Raw genomic sequence first — 16344 nt, 5'->3', positions numbered from 1 at the left:
CCGGTAGGGCATTTATCCGTTTTCCACCGTTCCACACCGATACATAACCAGCGACCCCAGATGCCCCACAACACTTGCCTCGGGATACGATCTCTCCGCCATGCAGATGAATGCCAAACACACCAGTCTCGTCGCGGTCGGCGACTCCTTCACCGAGGGCATGTCGGACCGGCTGCCCGACGGCAGCTACCGCGGCTGGGCGGATCTGCTCGCCGCACGGATGGCCGCCGCATCGCCCGGGTTCCGCTACGCGAACCTCGCGGTGCGCGGGAAGCTCATCGGGCAGATCGTGGACGAGCAGGTGGACGTCGCCGCCGCGATGCGGCCCGATGTGATCACCCTGGTGGGCGGCCTCAACGACACCCTGCGGCCCAAGTGCGACATGGTCCGGGTGCGCGACCTCCTCGGGCAGGCCGTCGAACGCCTCGCCCCCGCCTGCGAGCAGCTCGTCCTGATGCGCAGCCCGGGCCGTAACGGCCCCGTGATGGAACGCTTCCGGCCGCGCATGGAGGAACTCTTCGCGTACGTCGACGAACTGGCGGCCAAGCACGGCGCCGTGGTCGTGGACCTGTACGGAGCCGCCGCGCTCGGCGATCAGCGGATGTGGGACGTGGACCGGCTGCACCTGACGTCCGAGGGCCACCGGCGGGTCGCCGAGGCGGTCTGGCAGACGCTCGGCCACGCCCCCGAGGACGACTGGCAGGCGGCACTGCCCGCCACGGCCCCGCCGAACTGGACGGCCCGCCGAGTGGCCGACGCCCGCTTCGCCAAGCAACACCTCGTCCCATGGATCGGCCGCCGCCTCACGGGCCGCTCCTCCGGCGACGGCATGCCGCCCAAGCGCCCCGACCTGCTGCCTTACGACGGCTCGCTCTCGTAGCTTCCGACAAACCGGGCCGTGGCGCTGGCCTGCACGAACGGCCAGTAGAATCCGTACACGTGACTGCGCCTGCAAAGCCCCGTATCCCGAACGTCCTCGCCGGGCGTTACGCCTCCGCCGAGCTCGCCACCCTCTGGTCGCCCGAGCAGAAGGTGAAGCTGGAGCGTCAGCTCTGGCTCGCCGTGCTGCGTGCCCAGAAGGATCTGGGGATCGAGGTGCCGGACGCCGCCCTCGCCGACTACGAGCGCGTCATCGACGACGTCGACCTCGCCTCGATCGCCGAGCGCGAGAAGGTCACGCGCCATGACGTGAAGGCGCGTATCGAGGAGTTCAACGCGCTCGCCGGGCACGAGCAGGTCCACAAGGGCATGACCTCGCGCGACCTCACCGAGAACGTGGAGCAGCTGCAGATCCGGCTCTCCCTGGAGCTCGTGCGCGACCGCACGGTGGCCGTGCTCGCGCGGCTCGGGAAGCTGTCCGGTGAGTACGCCGAGCTCGTCATGGCCGGTCGCTCGCACAATGTCGCCGCGCAGGCGACGACCCTGGGCAAGCGCTTCGCGACGACCGCCGACGAACTGCTCGTGGCGTACCGCCGCGTCGACGATCTGCTGCGGCGCTACCCGCTGCGCGGCATCAAGGGCCCCGTCGGCACCGCCCAGGACATGCTCGACCTGCTCGGCGGCGACGCCGACAAGCTCACCGAGCTCGAGCAGCGGATCGCCGGGCACCTCGGCTTCGACCGCGCCTTCACCTCGGTCGGGCAGGTCTACCCGCGCTCGCTGGACTACGAGGTCGTCACGGCACTCGTGCAGCTCGCTTCCGGGCCCTCCTCGATGGCCAAGACGATCCGGCTGATGGCCGGGCACGAGCTCGTCACCGAGGGCTTCAAGCCGGGCCAGGTCGGTTCGTCCGCGATGCCGCACAAGATGAACACCCGCTCCTGCGAGCGCGTCAACGGCCTGACCGTCATCCTGCGCGGCTACGCGTCGATGACCGGCGAGCTGGCGGGCGACCAGTGGAACGAGGGCGACGTCTCCTGCTCCGTCGTACGCCGGGTCGCGCTGCCCGACGCGTTCTTCGCGCTCGACGGTCTCCTGGAGACGTTCCTGACCGTGCTCGACGAGTTCGGCGCCTTCCCGGCGGTCGTGGCGCGCGAGCTGGACCGCTACCTCCCCTTCCTCGCCACCACCAAGGTCCTGATGGCCTCGGTGCGCGCGGGCGTGGGCCGCGAGGAGGCGCACGAGGCCATCAAGGAGAACGCGGTCGCCTCCGCGCTCGCCATGCGCGAGCAGGGCGCCGAGCGCAACGAACTCCTTGACAAGCTGGCCGCGGACTCGCGCATTCCGCTGGACCGTGCGCAGCTTGACGAGCTGATGGCCGACAAGCTGTCCTTCACCGGTGCGGCGAGCGACCAGGTCTCCGTCGTCGTGGCGCAGATCGAAGCGCTGCTGAAGGAGCACCCCGAGGCCGCGGCCTACACGCCGGGCGCGATTCTCTAGTACGTCACGGCCGCTGCCGCACCGACCGGTGCTCGCCCTTGCCCGACCTGTGTACCCGCAGCACGACAAAGGTGAGCACCGCGAGTGCGGCCGCGGCCAGGACGCCCTTGGAGTACAGGCCCACCAGGTCGGTGACCTGGTGCCGGCGCTCACCCAGGGCGTGGCCGACCAGGACGAAGACGGACCGCCTTGGTGCCGTGCCGTTGGAACCACGCCTCCGTGCGGTCGCGGCCGAGCAGCGCGCCGATCGCGTAGAGCGCGAGCGCGCCCACCACCGAGCCCGCCGTCGTCCAGAGCAGGACCTCGACGAGGCTGAACCTGCCCTGGCTCGCGGCGAATCCGGCGAGCGGCAAGCAGCGGATCGTGGCGCTCGGCATGCTGCTCGGCCGGGCCCGCCGCACCCAGGACCCCGCCAAGTCGGCCGGGCTGCTCGCCCAGGCGCACGAGGAGAGCCGGCGGGCCCTGGTCGAACTGCGCGACGTCGCCTGGCGGGTCCACCCGGCGGCGCTGGACGAGGGCGGTCTCGCGGCGGCCCTTGAGACGGTGGCCGAGCGCGCCGCGATTCCCGTACGGCTCGACTGCGCCCTGCGCCAGACGCCTCCCCCGACCGCGCAGGCGGTGGCGTACTTCGTCGCCGCCGAGGCCGTCACCAACGCGGTCAAGCACTCCGGCGCCACCCTCGTCACCGTCCACGCCGAGCAGCGAAGTGACGTGCTGTGCCTGCGCGTCGAGGACAACGGCCGGGGCGGCGCCGCCCCGGCAGCAAGCGGCCTGCTCGGTCTGGCCCGGCGCGTCGCCGCGCTCGACGGCACCCTCACCGTGGACAGCCCCGCAGGCGGGCCCACGCTCATCACCGCGGAGCTCCCATGCGCGTAATGCTCGCCGACGACTCGACCCTGCTGCGGGAGGGCCTGGCCCGTCTCCTCGCGGACGAGGGCCACACCGTCACGGCCTCGGTCGGCGACGCGCGGGCGCTGCTCGCCGCCGTGGCCGAGGATCCGCCGGACGCCGCCGTCATCGACGTACGCATGCCGCCCACGCACACCGACGAGGGGCTGCGCGCCGCCCTCGAGATCCGGAACACCTGGCCGGGGACGAGCGTGCTCGTGCTCTCCCAGTACGTCGAACGGCGTTACGCCACCGAGCTGTTGACCACCGCCACCGAAGGCGTCGGCTAGCTGCTCAAGGACCGGGTCGTCCAGGTCGACGAGTTCCTGGACGCCCTGGAGCGAGTCGGCTCGGGCCGGACCGCCTTCGACCCGGAGGTCGTACGGCAGTTGCTGACCCTCAGCAGCCACACCGACCCGCTGGGGCGGCTGACCCCGCGCGAGCGCGAGGTGCTCGGCAAGATGGCGCAGGGGCACACCAACGCGGCGATCGCCGGGCAGTTGTACGTCTCGCAGAGTGCCGTCGAGAAGTACATCAACGCGATCTTCGACAAGCTGGAGCTGACGGGCACGACGGGATACAGCCGCCGCGTCCTCGCCGTCCTGCGCTACCTCGGCTCCTGAAGACGGGGCGCCGCATCAGAGGCCGACGTCCCTGCTGCGGAAGTCCTCCAGGGACTCGCGCCGCACCAGGAGCCGCGCGTGCCCGTCGGCCACCGCCACCACGGGCGGGCGGCCGACCAGGTTGTAGCCGGAGGCCATGGAGAGGTGGTAGGCACCGGCCACCGGCACGCCGAGGAGGTCGCCCGGCCTGATGTCGCCCGGGAGTTCGACGTCCGACGCCAGCACGTCACCGGCCTCGCAGTGCCGCCCCACGACGGTCACGGGCGCGGGTGCGACCAGGGAGTGGCGGCCGATCAGACGCGGCGCGTACCGGACGCCGTACAGCGCTGGCCGCGGGTTGTCGCTCATCCCGCCGTCCACGGCGACGAACGTGCGGCCGCCGGTGCGCTTGACGGCGAGGACGCGGTAGAGGGCCACTCCGGCCGGTCCGACGATGGCGCGCCCCGGTTCGATCAGCAGCCGGGGCACGGTGAGCCCGGCCGCCGCGCAGCTCTCGATCAGCGCGGCGCGCACCTTGCGGGCCAGGGCGGTGATGTCCAGGGACGGTTCGCCGGGGCGGTAGGCGATGCCGTGGCCGCCGCCCAGATCCAGTTCGGGGAGCGTGATGCCGTGCTGGTCCTTGACGCGGGCCAGCAGGCCGACGAGCCGGCGCACCGCCGCGAGGAACGGCTTGTCGGTGGTGATCTGCGAGCCCAAGTGGCAGTGCAGGCCGGTCAGTTCGAGACCAGGCCGGCCGATGACGCGGGCGATGGCGTGCTGCGCGGAGCCGTCAGCGATCGACAGGCCGAACTTCTGGTCGTCGGTCCCGGTACGGATCTTGGCGTGGCCGCCCGCCACGATGCCCGGCACCACCCGGACCAGCACCTTCTGCCGGCTGCCCGGCGGGATCGCCGCCGCGAGCCGGGCGATCTCCGAGGCGCTGTCGATGACGATGCGCCCGACGCCGAGCCGCAGCGCGGCCGCCAGGTCGTGCGGGCTCTTGGCGTTGCCGTGCAGCACGATCCGCTCGGCGGGGAAGCCCGTGGTGACGGCGAGTTCCAGCTCACCGGCGGAGCAGACGTCCAGGCCGAGGCCTTCCTCCGCCACCCAGTGCGCCATCGCGCGGCACAGGAACGCCTTGGCGGCGTAGTGCACTTCGGCGTCGGGGAAGGCGTGCAGATAGGTGCGGCAGCGGGTGCGCACGTCGGCCTCGTCGAGGAGATAGGCCGGGGTGCCGAAGCGTTCGGCGACTTCGGTGAGGGGTACGCCGCCGACGGCGAGGTCGCCGTGGGCGCGGCGCGCGGTGGATGCGGGCCAGACGGACAGGTCGTCGTCGGCGGTGGCGTCCGGGGTGACCGGATCATGCAGAGTGGTCATGGCAGGTTCTCTCTTCGCCTCGTCTCGCCTCGTCCTCAGCCGATCCAGGTGGTCAGGGCGCCGACCACGGCGGCCGCCCCGGTGACGCGCAGGGCGCCGACCGCCCGCGGGTCCCAGTCGCGCCAGGCGGGCGTGCGCCGCCGGGGTGCGGCGACCGGGTGCGCGGCGAGCCGCGGGTCGACGGTGACGCGGGTGACGCCGAGCGGCTCGGTGAGCGCACGCAGTGCCGGCTCGGAGAGCCTGATCCAGGCCTGCCGGGAGCCGAGGGCCGCGGTCAGCCGCTGGGGGGTGGTGAAGGCGACGGCTGTGCGGCCGCCGACGGGAGTGCGGAACAGGCGGGCCACACAGCCCGCGGGTCCCGGCCGGACAGGGACGAACAGCGGTCCGGCCGGGCCGGGTTCACAGGGCTCGGGGTCCTCGCCGCACTGAAGCTCTGCCATGGAATGCCTCCTAGAGGATCTTCAACTTCCCGTTCGGTGAACGGTGGCCCGCGGGCGGTGAACCAACAGGCCTGTGCCGACGTTATGCCCGGCACGGGATGCCATCTGCCCCTCCATGACGCGACGTTGACGCCGGCGGGTGAGGGACGTCCCTTCTGGGCCTTGCTCGCGGCAGGCGGCGTGATCCTCCTGATGGAGGGAAGCGGCGGCGAACTCGACCCCGTCGGCCTCTTGTTCGCCCTCGCCGCAGGAGCGTGCTGGGGCCTGTACATCCTGGTCGGTGCGGCACTTGGCCGCCACACCACGGAAGGCAATGGCCTGGCCCTTGGCATGGCCGTCGCGGCGCTGGTGGCCGTGCCGTTCGGCGTGGCCGGGAGCGGAACGGCGCTGATTCAGCCGTGGGTCCTGATCGCGGGGCTCGGCGTGGCGCTGCTGTCGTCGGTGATCCCGTACTCGCTGGACCTGGAAGCACTGCGCAAGATCCCACCGCGGGTGTTCGGCATCCTGATGAGCCTCGAACCGGCGATGGCGGCCCTCATCGGCCTCATCGTGCTCCAGGAGTCGCTGCGGGTGTCGCAGTGGATCGCGGTGCTGTGCGTGGTGGCGGCATCGGCGGGCGCCGCACGGGGCACCCGCCCGGACATGTGATCGGGGAAAGGCCAATGATGTTGGGCGAGCCGGGCGTTGACGGTCTTGGCGAGGTTGTGGGCGTGCTGCGGGAGTGGCAGTACGACGGGGCGCCGATGCAGCTGCATCCGGGGGACCTGGGCTGGTTCTGGCGGTTCGGTGCGGTGGCGACGGCCGCGGCGGTCCGGACATGGAGCCGTGACGGACGGATTCTCGCCGTCGGTCTCCTTGACGGGCCCGGGCTGTTGCGGCTGACGATCGCGCCGGACGCTCTGCGCGACAAGGAGCTGGCACGGCAGGTGGTCGAGGACGTGACCAAGCCGGAGCGCGGCGTGCTGCCTGCGGGGAAGGCGAGCATCGAGGCGCCGGCGGGTGCGCTGGTCCACGATTCTCTGTACGAGCACGGCTGGGGCACCGACGAGCCGTGGACGCCGCTGCGCCGCGACCTCACGGAGCCGGTGGACCTCACAGAGCCGGTGGACCTCACGGAGCCGGTGGACCTCACAGAGCCGGTGGACCTCACAGAGCCGGTGAGTGATCCAGGCGTGCGGATCGAAGTGACCGGGCCGGAGCAGGCGCGGGTGCGGGCCGCCGTGCAGCGGGCGGCGTTCGGCACGTCGACGTTCACGGAGGAGCGCTGGCAGTCGATGGCGGCCGGACTGCCGTACGCCGACGCCCGGTGTCTGGTCGCGTACGACGACCGGGGCGACGCGGTGGCTGTGGTGACGGTGTGGTCGGCCGGTCCGGGCAAGCCGGGGTTGCTGGAGCCGATGGGCGTGCACCCGGAACATCGCGGTCACGGCTACGGCAAGGCGATCAGCGTCGCAGCGGCGGCCGCACTCCAGGAGCTGGGTTCCTCGAGCGCGATCGTCTGCACGCCGAGCGGCAATACCGGGGCCGTCGCCACCTACAAGTCGGCCGGATTCCGGCAACTCCCCGAGATCCGGGACCGATACCGGAACGCCTGGCCAGGGCGTGTCTGTTCGGATCACTTTGCCCGCCCCCTCGGGTTGTCTCCGTACACTCACGCGCATGGCATGCCGCATCAGTGAACTGATCCTCGACTGCGCCGACCCCGAGCGGCTCGCCGCGTTCTGGAGCGAGGTCCTCGGCTACGTCGAACTCGGCCGGGAGGACGACGGAAGCATCGAGATCGGGCCGCCCGACGCCGGCTCCGGCGGCCCCCAGCCCACCCTCGTCCTCAGCCCCAGCAGCGACCCGCGTGCGGGCAAGCTCCCCCTGCACATCGACGTCAACCCCACCGACCGCGACCAGGACGCCGAGCTGGAGCGGCTCCTCGCGCTCGGCGCCAGGCCCGCCGACGTCGGCCAGACCGGCAACGAGAGCTGGCACACCCTGGCGGACCTGGAAGGCAACGAATTCTGCCTCCTGCGCCGCCGGATCAAGCCCGTCTGAACAACGCGGCTGGCTGGGGCTCGCGCGCGTGATGGGTGAGCACGAAGACCGGGGCGTGGAACGGCGGATCGTCGCCCCACCAGCCGTTCCACTGCCGATCCCACGCGCCGCGCACGGGGCCGAACATGTTGCGCCCCATGATGAACGCCTTGGCGCCGGCGCTCTGGTCGACCTCGGCCCGGTTCTCCTCCGGCGTCTCGAACATCCAGGCGTGCAGCTTGTCGCCCCAGCTGTCGCCGCCGTCGTCGCCGAACGGGCGTTCCTCGGTCTGATTGAGCCCGGCCGAGTACCCGTCGGCCGAGATCGTGATCTCGCAGATCACCCTGCCGCTGTGTTCGGTCATCACTCTCCTCCTCGTGGCCGAGCTTCCTGTCAAGCATCCGCGAACACCAACGCGAGCCGCGAGCTCGCCCCGCGCGCGAGAACCGGCAGCCCTGCCGTCAGGCGGTCGTCAACGCGGTCGGGCGGCGCGTCAGTGGTGCGTCAAGGGTCGGGCGCCGCGGAGCACCTGGCCATGTGCCGCCCCTAGCGTCGCCTCATGGCCCGACGCATGACGCGCCCCGCACGGCGTACTCCCGGCGGCCCCGAGACCCCGGGCCCCACCGAACACGACCCGTGGACGCACGACCCGTGGACGCACGACCCGTGGACGCACGATCCGTGGACGCACGACCCGTGGACGCACGACCGCACCTGGTCCGGGGACGCCCGCTCCGCCGCGGGCTGCGCCGCGCTGCTCTGCGGGCTGCTCCTGCTGCTCGACGCGGCGACCGGTCGGCTCGACGCGCGCCGGGCGTGGCCCTCTGGCCGACCCTGGGCGCGCTGCCTTTCGCCGTGCTGACGCCGCCGCGCGTCAGAGCCCGCCCGGGAGTCCTGGTCTCCCGCGGCCTGCTGCTGCGGCGGTCCGTCCGGCTCGACGACCTCGTCGCCGTACGCCGCGACGACGGCATCGCGCCGCGCCTTGTCCTGCGGGACGCCTCCGGCGGTCAGGTCGTGCTCGACCCCGACGTACTGGTCGCCAATCCGCCGCTGTGGCGTCTCATGGACGACGGCGCCCGCGCTTGCGCCTGCGCCGAGCACGGATCGCTGCTGTGCGGGGCGACGGCACTGCGCCGGATCGCGGAACGCGTCGAACATGGCGCAGCCGAGGGATGCGCATGGGCCGTTCAGAGGCGGCCATCGCCGTAGCCGTCCGCTCGTTTGAGATCAATAGCGTTCGGAAGAGGTCAAGGTCACAGCCCTACACGGCACCGAGTGCCAGGGGTTCCGCCCTAGCATCATGGGCATGACGGTCCTGCCTGACGACGGGCTTACGCTGGCCGCCGAGTTCCCTGATGCGACCCATGAGCAGTGGCAGCGCCTGGTGGAAGGCGTGCTGCGCAAGTCGGGTAAGGACGTATCGGGCTCGGCCGCCGAGGAAGCGCTGTCCACCGCGCTCGAGGACGGGCTCAGCACCCGCCCCCTGTACACCGCCCGAGAAGCCGCGCCCGACGCCGGCTTCCCGGGTTTCGCCCCCTTTGTCCGAGGCGGCAGCGCCGCGGGCACTGCCCCGTCCGGCTGGGACGTGCGCCAGCGGCACGCGACCACGGACCCGGCGCGCACCAACGAGACGGTGCTCGCGGACCTGGAGAACGGCGTCACGTCGCTGTGGCTCGGCGTGGGTCCCGGCGCCCTTCCGGTGTCCGGACTCGAGCGGGCACTCGACGGCGTCTATCTCGACCTGGCACCCGTCGCCCTGGACGCGGGCTCCGAATTCGAGCCCGCCGCACGCGAGTTGTTCCGTCTGTACGAGGCGCGCGGCGTCGCCAAGGACGCGGCGCGCGGCACCCTGGGCGCGGATCCGCTCGGGCACGAGGCACGCACCGGTGAGCGGCTCGACTCCGCTGCCGCCGTCGAACTGGCCCGCGTCTGCGAGCGGGAGTACCCGAACCTGCGGGCGCTGACCGTCGACGCCCTGCCGTACCACGAGGCGGGCGGCTCGGCCGCGCAGGAGCTCGGCGCCTCACTGGCCACCGCGGTCTCCTGTCTGCGCGAGCTCACGGAGGCCGGGCTCTCGGTCGAAGCGGCCTGCGCCCAGCTGGAATTCCGGTACGCGGCCACCGCCGACCAGTTCCTGACCATCGCCAAGCTGCGCGCCGCACGGCGCCTGTGGGCCCGCGTGGCCGAGGTCTGCGGCGCGCCGCAGGCCGGTGCCCAGCGGCAGCACGCCGTGACCTCGCCGGTGATGATGTCGCGCCGCGATCCGTGGGTGAACATGCTGCGCACGACGGTGGCCTGCCTCGGCGCGGGCGTCGGCGGCGCCGATGCCGTCACCGTCCTGCCGTTCGACCACTCGCTGGGCCTGCCGGACGCCTTCGCGCGCCGTATCGCCCGCAACACGTCGACGATCCTCCTCGAGGAGTCTCATCTGGCCCGGGTGATCGACCCGGCGGGCGGCTCCTGGTACGTGGAGCGGCTCACGGACGAACTCGCCCACGCCGCCTGGGAGTTCTTCCAGGAGATCGAGGCCGCGGGCGGCCAGGCCGCGGCCCTGCGCTCCGGTCTGATCGGCGAGCGGCTCGCCGCGACCTGGGCCAAGCGCGGCAAGAAGCTCGCCACGCGCCGTGAACCGATCACCGGCGTCAGCGAGTTCCCGAACCTGACGGAGCGTCCGGTCGAGCGCGAGGCCTCCCCCGCCGAGCCGTCGGGCGGCCTGCCGCGCGTGCGCCGCGACGAGGCGTACGAGACCCTGCGCGCCCGTTCGGACGCACACCTCGCGGCGACCGAGGCCCGCCCCCGCGTGTTCCTCGCCGCGCTCGGCCCCGCCGCCGCGCACACCGCGCGGGCCTCCTTCGCCGCCAACCTCTTCCAGGCGGGCGGCATCGAGGCCGTGCACGACCCGGTGTCGGTGGACGCGACGACGGCCGCCGAGGCGTTCAAGGCCAGCGGGGCCGCGGTGGCGTGCCTCTGCTCCAGCGACGCCCGCTACGAAGAGCAGGCCGACGAGGTGGCCAGGGCACTCAAGTCGGCGGGCGCACAAAGGGTGTTCCTCGCGGGACGCCCCGCCGAGTACGCCGACGTCGACGCGTACGTCTTCGCGGGCTGTGACGCCGTGTCCGTACTCTCCTCCACCCTCGACCACATGGGAGTGGCGTAATGCGGATCCCCGACTTCTCCGGCGTCGATCTGACGTCGGACGCCCCCGCCGACGGCTCCAAGGACCAGTGGCGCAGCGCCGTCAAGGAGTCCTCGGGCAAGGCCGACGACGACCTCCTGTGGGAGACCCCGGAAGGCATCGCGGTCAAGCCGCTCTACACGGGCGCCGACCTCGAGGGCCTCGACTTCCTGGAGACGTACCCCGGTGTCGCGCCGTATCTGCGCGGCCCCTACCCCACGATGTACGTCAACCAGCCCTGGACGATCCGGCAGTACGCGGGATTCTCCACCGCCGAGGAGTCCAACGCCTTCTACCGCCGCAACCTCGCGGCAGGACAGAAGGGCCTTTCGGTCGCCTTCGACCTGCCGACGCACCGCGGCTACGACAGTGACCACCCGCGCGTCACCGGCGACGTCGGCATGGCGGGCGTGGCCATCGACTCGATCTACGACATGCGTCAGCTCTTCGACGGCATCCCGCTGGACAAGATGACGGTGTCGATGACGATGAACGGCGCGGTGCTTCCCGTACTCGCCCTCTACATCGTGGCCGCCGAGGAACAGGGCGTACCGCCCGAGAAGCTGGCCGGGACCATCCAGAACGACATTCTCAAAGAGTTCATGGTCCGCAACACCTACATCTACCCGCCCAAGCCCTCGATGCGGATCATCTCCGACATCTTCGCGTACACCTCGCAGAAGATGCCGCGCTACAACTCCATCTCCATCTCCGGCTATCACATCCAAGAGGCGGGCGCGACGGCCGACTTGGAGCTCGCCTACACCCTCGCCGACGGGGTGGAGTACCTGCGGGCGGGACAGGAAGCGGGCCTGGACGTCGACGCGTTCGCGCCGCGGCTCTCCTTCTTCTGGGCGATCGGCATGAACTTCTTCATGGAGGTGGCCAAGCTCCGTGCGGCCCGCCTCCTCTGGGCGAAGCTCGTCAAGCAGTTCGACCCGAAGAACGCCAAGTCGCTCTCCCTGCGCACCCATTCGCAGACCTCTGGCTGGTCGCTCACCGCGCAGGACGTGTTCAACAACGTCACGCGTACGTGCGTCGAGGCGATGGCGGCAACGCAGGGCCACACGCAGTCGCTGCACACGAACGCCCTGGACGAGGCGCTGGCCCTGCCGACCGACTTCTCCGCGCGCATCGCCCGCAACACCCAGCTGCTCATCCAGCAGGAGTCGGGCACGACGCGGACCATCGACCCGTGGGGCGGCAGCGCCTACGTCGAGAAGCTGACGCACGACCTGGCGCGCCGTGCCTGGCAGCACATCGAGGAGGTCGAGGCGGCCGGCGGCATGGCCAAGGCCATCGACGCGGGCATCCCGAAGCTGCGCGTCGAGGAGGCCGCGGCCCGCACCCAGGCGCGGATCGACTCCGGACGCCAGCCCGTCATCGGCGTCAACAAGTACCGCGTCGAGAACGACGAGCAGATCGACGTCCGAGCAGTCGACAACTCCTCTGTACGCACCCAGCAGATCGCCAAGCTGAAGCGCCTGCGCGAGGAGCGCGACGAGGGGGCCTGCCAGGACGCGCTGCGGGCGCTGACGGCGGCGGCCGAGCGGGCCCCCGGTCCGGGCCTGGAGGGCAACCTCCTCGCACTGGCGGTCGACGCGGCCCGCGCGAAGGCCACTGTGGGCGAGATCTCGGACGCCCTTGAGGCTTCATACGGGCGGCACGCGGGGCAGATCCGTACGATCTCCGGTGTGTACCGCACCGAAGCAGGCTCGTCCCCGTCCGTGGAACGCACCCGTACCCTCGTCGAGTCCTTCGAGGAAGCGGAGGGGCGCCGGCCGCGCATCCTGGTCGCCAAGATGGGCCAGGACGGGCACGACCGCGGCCAGAAGGTCATCGCCACCGCCTTCGCCGACCTCGGCTTCGACGTGGACGTCGGCCCGCTGTTCCAGACCCCGGCTGAGGTCGCGCGCCAGGCCGTCGAGGCGGACGTGCACATCGTCGGCGTCTCCTCGCTGGCCGCAGGGCACCTGACCCTCGTACCGGCGCTGCGCGCGGAGCTGGCCTCCGAGGGCCGCGAGGACATCATGATCGTCGTGGGCGGCGTGATCCCGCCGCAGGACGTGCCGACGCTCCTCGAGATGGGCGCCGCGGCGGTCTTCCCGCCCGGCACGGTGATCCCGGACGCCGCGTACGACCTGGTGAAGCGACTTGCGGCCGAACTCGGCCACGAGCTGTGAGCCGGTGAGCCGATGGCCCCGACGATCGACATCGACACGTACGTCAAGGGCGTACTCGACGGGAAGCGGGCGCAGATCGCCCGCGCGATCACACTCGTCGAGTCGACCAGACCCCAACACCGTTCTCTCGCCCAGGAGTTGCTGACGCAGCTGCTTCCGCACAGCGGGCGGGCGCGGCGGATCGGCATCAGCGGGGTGCCCGGCGTGGGCAAGTCCACGTTCATCGACGCGCTCGGCACGATGCTGACGGGGCTCGGGCACCGGGTCGCGGTGCTCGCCGTCGACCCGTCGTCGACCCGTACGGGCGGCTCCATCCTCGGCGACAAGACGAGGATGGAACGCCTCGCGGTGGACCCGTCCGCGTTCGTGCGCCCGTCCCCGACCGCCGGGACGCTCGGCGGGGTCGCGAAGGCGACGCGCGAGTCGATCGTGGTGATGGAGGCGGCGGGCTACGACGTGGTCCTGGTGGAGACCGTGGGCGTGGGCCAGTCGGAGACGGCGGTCGCCAACATGGTCGACTCCTTCCTGCTGCTCTCCCTGGCCCGCACCGGCGACCAGCTCCAGGGCATCAAGAAGGGCGTCCTGGAACTCGCGGACGTCCTCGCGATCAACAAGGCGGACGGCCCGCACGAACGGGACGCCCGCTCGGCGGCGCGTGAACTGGCGGGCGCCCTGCGCCTGATGCACCCGGCGGACGCGGCATGGACTCCCCCGGTGCTCAGCTGCAGCGCGCGGGAATCCAGCGGCCTGGACGACGTCTGGGACCGTCTGGAGCAGCACCGCACGCTCCTCGACTCCACGGGCCGTCTCGCCGCCAAGCGGCGCGACCAGCAGGTGGACTGGACGTGGACGATGGTCCAGGACGAACTCCTGGACCGGCTGCGCGCCCACGCCGAGGTGCGGCTGCTGGCCCCTGGCCTTGAACAGGGTGTGCGGCAGGGGACGTTGACAGCCACCTCGGCGGCGGAGCGGATCCTGGAGGCGTTTCAGGGGGGCGGGGCGGGACCCCGGCCGGGGACGGCTTGAGCCGGGCTCGCGCCCCGTAAGGGGCGCGGGGGGATCTGCGCGACCAGCCACCACCGGCCCGCAGGTCCGTCACCGCACGCCCAGCAGAGCACTCAGCGCCCAGCGAAGGAGCCACCCAGCCCATGACGCCCGACTCCATCGACGCCACCGCCCCGGTTCTCCTGCACACCCGCGGCCGCGCCGGGCACATCGTCCTCAATCGGCCGCGTGCCATCAACGCTCTCAACCACGCCATGGTGCGGCTGATGGACGACGCCCTCACCAGCTGGGAGCGGGACGACGCGATCCGGACCGTGGTGCTCACCGGGGCCGGTGAGCGGGGGCTGTGCGCCGGGGGTGACATCCGTTCCATCCACGACGACATCCGTGCGGGCGGCGGCGCGGCTTCGGTGGCCTTCTGGCGTGACGAGTACCGCCTCAACGCCCGTATCGCCCGCTTTCCGAAGCCGTACGTCGCCGTGATGGACGGCATCGTGATGGGCGGCGGTGTCGGCGTATCGGCGCACGGCAGCGTGCGGGTCGTCACCGAGCGGTCGAGGATCGCCATGCCGGAGACCGGCATCGGCTTCGTGCCGGACGTCGGCGGCACCTATCTGCTGACCCGGACGCCCGGCGAGCTCGGCACCCATCTCGCGCTGACCGGCGGCGCGGTGGGCGCGGCGGACGCGCTGCTGTGCGGCCTCGCCGACCACTACGTACCCTCGGAGCGCCTTGCGGAGTTCACCGGGGCGCTGGCCGACGCGGACGTGGACGATGTGCTCGGCACGTACGCGACCACCGCGCCCGAGGGCGAACTGGCCGCCCACCGCGAGTGGATCGACGCCTGTTACGCCGCCGACTCGGTCGAGGAGATCGTCGCCCGGCTGTACGACTCCGGCGACCCGGCGGCCAAGGAGACCGCGGAGACCATCCTCACCAAGTCGCCCACCTCCTTGAAGGTCACCCTCGCCGCCCTGCGCCGGGCCCGCGCCCTCACCTCGCTTGAGCAGGTGCTCGAGCAGGAGTACCGCGTCTCGTGGGCCGCGGTCACGGCGCCGGACCTGGTCGAGGGCATCCGCGCCCAGGTCGTGGACAAGGACCGTGACCCGCACTGGTCGCCCGCCGGACTCGCCGGCGTGACCGACGCGGACGTGGCCCGCCACTTCGAGCGGCACGAGGACGCCGGGCTCGGCCTCAGCCCCGAGGCGGACCCGCGGTGACCACCCTCCACACGCCGCGGCTCGTGCTCCGCCGCTGGCGCGAGTCCGACGTCGCCCCGCTGACCACGATCAACTCCGATCCCGAGGTGATGCGCTGGATCGGCGACGGCTCGGTGCGCGACCAGGAGGAGCAGACGCGCGGCAGCCTGGCGATGTGGGAACACGGGTGGGAGACCGAGGGGTTCGGTCTGTTCGCCGTGGAGATCCGCGCCACCGGTGAACTCGCCGGGTTCACCGGCCTGTCCGTGCCGCACTATCTGCCCGAGGTGCTGCCCGCGGTGGAGATCGGCTGGCGTCTGGGCCGCCCCTTCTGGGGGCGGGGCCTGGCCACCGAGGCGGCGCGCGCCGCGCTCGACTTCGGCCTGACCGACCGCGGCCTGGAGCGGATCGTCAGCATCGTCCAGGTGGGCAACGACGCGTCGGAGCGCGTCATGAACAAGCTCGGCATGCGTGTGGAGCGGGGGACCGTGGATCCCGCCTGCGGGCGTGCCATCCGCGTGCACGCGGTCACCGCTGCCGCTACGGCGGATCGATCTCCGTGACGACCGCGATGAGCTGGAACGGCAGCTCCTTGTCCCACTGGGAGACGCCGAGGGCCACCCACCGCCCGTCGGCCTGCCAGAGATGAAGGTCGGGCACCAAGGAGCTCAGTGAGCACCACGGCTCCGGTATCTCATCGCCTGTGCCCTCCTCACCGGCGCTCAGCGTGCGCTCGAAGAGGCTGGAGAGGCCGAACACGGCGGGTGCTCCCCAGCGGTCGGCGAGCAGCACGGAGAGGCCGTCACGCTCGGCCTCGTACTGCTCCTCGGTTTCCTCCCGCCGTGTGCCGTCGTCGTCCCAGAACTCCTCGCTCGTGAGTAACTCGGCGATGTGATAGCCGGGACCGCCGGCGCCCGCGTCCGACCTGCCGTACTCCGCGGGGAACTCCCGGGAGCACAGCAGGTCGATCGTGGCGAGGTGCTGTGCCGTACTCATGCCGTCCAGTAAAGCGGCCACCACTGACAACTGGCCCGCTGCCAGGCCCCGGAGGTCGCATTCCGGCCGCCCGCCTCC

15 protein-coding genes and 4 pseudogenes are annotated in these 16344 nt (G+C 71.8%); 14 read left to right on the top strand and 5 right to left on the bottom strand.

Going from position 1 to position 16344, the window contains the following annotated elements; translation table 11 throughout:
* Positions 1-100 precede the first annotated feature (100 nt).
* Both E2651_RS12360 and purB read left to right on the top strand, forming a co-directional pair.
* Positions 101-880: an SGNH/GDSL hydrolase family protein gene (locus E2651_RS12360; protein ID WP_135331129.1), complete on the top strand. Its 780-nt coding sequence runs from the start codon at positions 101-103 to the stop codon at positions 878-880.
* A 59-nt stretch (positions 881-939) separates the two neighbouring features.
* Positions 940-2379 carry an adenylosuccinate lyase gene (gene purB, locus E2651_RS12355; RefSeq protein ID WP_135331128.1) on the top strand — a complete coding sequence of 480 codons (1440 nt, stop codon included), beginning with the start codon at positions 940-942 and terminating at the stop codon, positions 2377-2379.
* Positions 2380-2413: 34 nt separating this feature from the next.
* On the opposite strand, the pseudogene E2651_RS12350 reads toward purB, so the two are convergent.
* Positions 2414-2756: pseudogene (locus tag E2651_RS12350) on the bottom strand (DedA family protein); the annotation flags it as partial.
* Between E2651_RS12350 and E2651_RS12345 the strand changes: the two are divergent.
* Together E2651_RS12345 and E2651_RS12340 are read left to right on the top strand one after the other, a co-directional pair.
* A pseudogene (locus E2651_RS12345) lies at positions 2731-3255 on the top strand (ATP-binding protein); the annotation flags it as partial. The pseudogenes E2651_RS12350 and E2651_RS12345 overlap by 26 nt on opposite strands.
* Positions 3255-3890, top strand: a pseudogene (locus E2651_RS12340) (response regulator transcription factor). The pseudogenes E2651_RS12345 and E2651_RS12340, both read left to right, overlap by 1 nt.
* 15 nt (positions 3891-3905) lie before the next feature.
* On the opposite strand, the gene lysA reads toward E2651_RS12340, so the two are convergent.
* Both lysA and E2651_RS12330 read right to left on the bottom strand, forming a co-directional pair.
* Positions 3906-5246 (bottom strand): diaminopimelate decarboxylase, encoded by a 1341-nt coding sequence (gene lysA / locus E2651_RS12335; RefSeq protein ID WP_135331127.1) that lies wholly within the window; start codon positions 5244-5246, stop codon positions 3906-3908.
* Positions 5247-5281: 35 nt separating this feature from the next.
* The gene (locus E2651_RS12330) at positions 5282-5686 is read right to left on the bottom strand and encodes an SAV_915 family protein (protein WP_135331126.1); all 405 of its coding nucleotides are present in this window, start codon (positions 5684-5686) and stop codon (positions 5282-5284) included.
* Positions 5687-5848: 162 nt separating this feature from the next.
* On the opposite strand from E2651_RS12330, the gene E2651_RS12325 reads away from it, so the two are divergent.
* Genes E2651_RS12325 through E2651_RS12315 form a run of 3 tightly spaced genes read left to right on the top strand, consistent with a single transcriptional unit; the run spans position 5849 to position 7729 of the window.
* Positions 5849-6334, top strand: coding sequence for an EamA family transporter (locus E2651_RS12325; RefSeq protein ID WP_245238773.1), 486 nt, complete (start codon positions 5849-5851; stop codon positions 6332-6334).
* Positions 6335-6348: 14 nt separating this feature from the next.
* Complete coding sequence (locus E2651_RS12320) at positions 6349-7365, top strand: GNAT family N-acetyltransferase (RefSeq protein ID WP_135331125.1); 1017 nt, start codon at positions 6349-6351, stop codon at positions 7363-7365.
* Positions 7346-7729: a VOC family protein gene (locus E2651_RS12315; RefSeq protein ID WP_135331124.1), complete on the top strand. Its 384-nt coding sequence runs from the start codon at positions 7346-7348 to the stop codon at positions 7727-7729. Before E2651_RS12320 ends, E2651_RS12315 begins: the two co-directional genes overlap by 20 nt.
* Before the next feature lie 10 nt (positions 7730-7739).
* On the opposite strand, the pseudogene E2651_RS12310 reads toward E2651_RS12315, so the two are convergent.
* Positions 7740-8072 (bottom strand): annotated as a pseudogene (locus tag E2651_RS12310) (dihydrofolate reductase family protein); the annotation flags it as partial.
* Positions 8073-8267: 195 nt separating this feature from the next.
* Here E2651_RS12310 and E2651_RS45225 point away from each other — a divergent pair.
* The 7 genes from E2651_RS45225 (at position 8268) to E2651_RS12280 (ending at position 15833) form a co-directional block, all read left to right on the top strand.
* Entirely contained in the window at positions 8268-8570 is a 303-nt protein-coding gene (locus E2651_RS45225; protein WP_245238771.1) for a hypothetical protein, read from the top strand.
* Entirely contained in the window at positions 8564-8917 is a 354-nt protein-coding gene (locus E2651_RS12305) for a hypothetical protein (protein ID WP_245238769.1), read from the top strand. The genes E2651_RS45225 and E2651_RS12305 overlap by 7 nt, the downstream gene beginning before the upstream one ends.
* 97 nt (positions 8918-9014) lie before the next feature.
* On the top strand, positions 9015-10865 hold the full coding sequence (mutA, locus tag E2651_RS12300) for a methylmalonyl-CoA mutase small subunit (protein ID WP_135331123.1): 1851 nt from the start codon (positions 9015-9017) through the stop codon (positions 10863-10865).
* On the top strand, positions 10865-13066 hold the full coding sequence (scpA, locus tag E2651_RS12295; protein ID WP_135331122.1) for a methylmalonyl-CoA mutase: 2202 nt from the start codon (positions 10865-10867) through the stop codon (positions 13064-13066). The genes mutA and scpA overlap by 1 nt, the downstream gene beginning before the upstream one ends.
* Positions 13067-13078: 12 nt before the next feature.
* A complete protein-coding gene (gene meaB, locus E2651_RS12290) occupies positions 13079-14092 on the top strand; it encodes a methylmalonyl Co-A mutase-associated GTPase MeaB (protein WP_135331121.1) in 1014 nt (337 codons plus the stop codon).
* Positions 14093-14214: 122 nt separating this feature from the next.
* On the top strand, positions 14215-15291 hold the full coding sequence (locus E2651_RS12285) for an enoyl-CoA hydratase/isomerase family protein (RefSeq protein ID WP_209446129.1): 1077 nt from the start codon (positions 14215-14217) through the stop codon (positions 15289-15291).
* A complete protein-coding gene (locus E2651_RS12280; protein WP_135331120.1) occupies positions 15288-15833 on the top strand; it encodes a GNAT family N-acetyltransferase in 546 nt (181 codons plus the stop codon). The genes E2651_RS12285 and E2651_RS12280 overlap by 4 nt, the downstream gene beginning before the upstream one ends.
* Here the strand turns inward: E2651_RS12280 and E2651_RS12275 are convergent.
* Positions 15811-16266 (bottom strand): hypothetical protein, encoded by a 456-nt coding sequence (locus tag E2651_RS12275; protein ID WP_135331119.1) that lies wholly within the window; start codon positions 16264-16266, stop codon positions 15811-15813. The two genes, E2651_RS12280 and E2651_RS12275, sit on opposite strands and share 23 nt — an antisense overlap.
* Between the last annotated feature and the right edge of the window lie 78 nt (positions 16267-16344).

Origin of the sequence: Streptomyces sp. MZ04 (genome assembly GCF_004684775.1) — a bacterium.
In the GTDB taxonomy this organism is placed as follows: Bacteria; Actinomycetota; Actinomycetes; order Streptomycetales; family Streptomycetaceae; genus Streptomyces.
The sequence above is the reverse complement of the archived record's forward strand: the minus strand, read 5'-3'. Positions and strand labels throughout refer to the sequence as shown.

Bases quoted from the DNA above. Each gene is read 5' to 3' on its own strand.
- E2651_RS12360 (WP_135331129.1), top strand. From the start codon at position 101: ATGCAGATGAATGCCAAACACACCAGTCTCGTCGCGGTCGGCGACTCC.
- lysA (WP_135331127.1), bottom strand. From the start codon at position 5,246: ATGACCACTCTGCATGATCCGGTCACCCCGGACGCCACCGCCGACGAC.
- E2651_RS12330 (WP_135331126.1), bottom strand. From the start codon at position 5,686: ATGGCAGAGCTTCAGTGCGGCGAGGACCCCGAGCCCTGTGAACCCGGC.
- E2651_RS12320 (WP_135331125.1), top strand. From the start codon at position 6,349: ATGATGTTGGGCGAGCCGGGCGTTGACGGTCTTGGCGAGGTTGTGGGC.
- E2651_RS12315 (WP_135331124.1), top strand. From the start codon at position 7,346: ATGGCATGCCGCATCAGTGAACTGATCCTCGACTGCGCCGACCCCGAG.
- E2651_RS45225 (WP_245238771.1), top strand. From the start codon at position 8,268: ATGGCCCGACGCATGACGCGCCCCGCACGGCGTACTCCCGGCGGCCCC.
- mutA (WP_135331123.1), top strand. From the start codon at position 9,015: ATGACGGTCCTGCCTGACGACGGGCTTACGCTGGCCGCCGAGTTCCCT.
- scpA (WP_135331122.1), top strand. From the start codon at position 10,865: ATGCGGATCCCCGACTTCTCCGGCGTCGATCTGACGTCGGACGCCCCC.
- meaB (WP_135331121.1), top strand. From the start codon at position 13,079: ATGGCCCCGACGATCGACATCGACACGTACGTCAAGGGCGTACTCGAC.
- E2651_RS12285 (WP_209446129.1), top strand. From the start codon at position 14,215: ATGACGCCCGACTCCATCGACGCCACCGCCCCGGTTCTCCTGCACACC.
- E2651_RS12275 (WP_135331119.1), bottom strand. From the start codon at position 16,266: ATGAGTACGGCACAGCACCTCGCCACGATCGACCTGCTGTGCTCCCGG.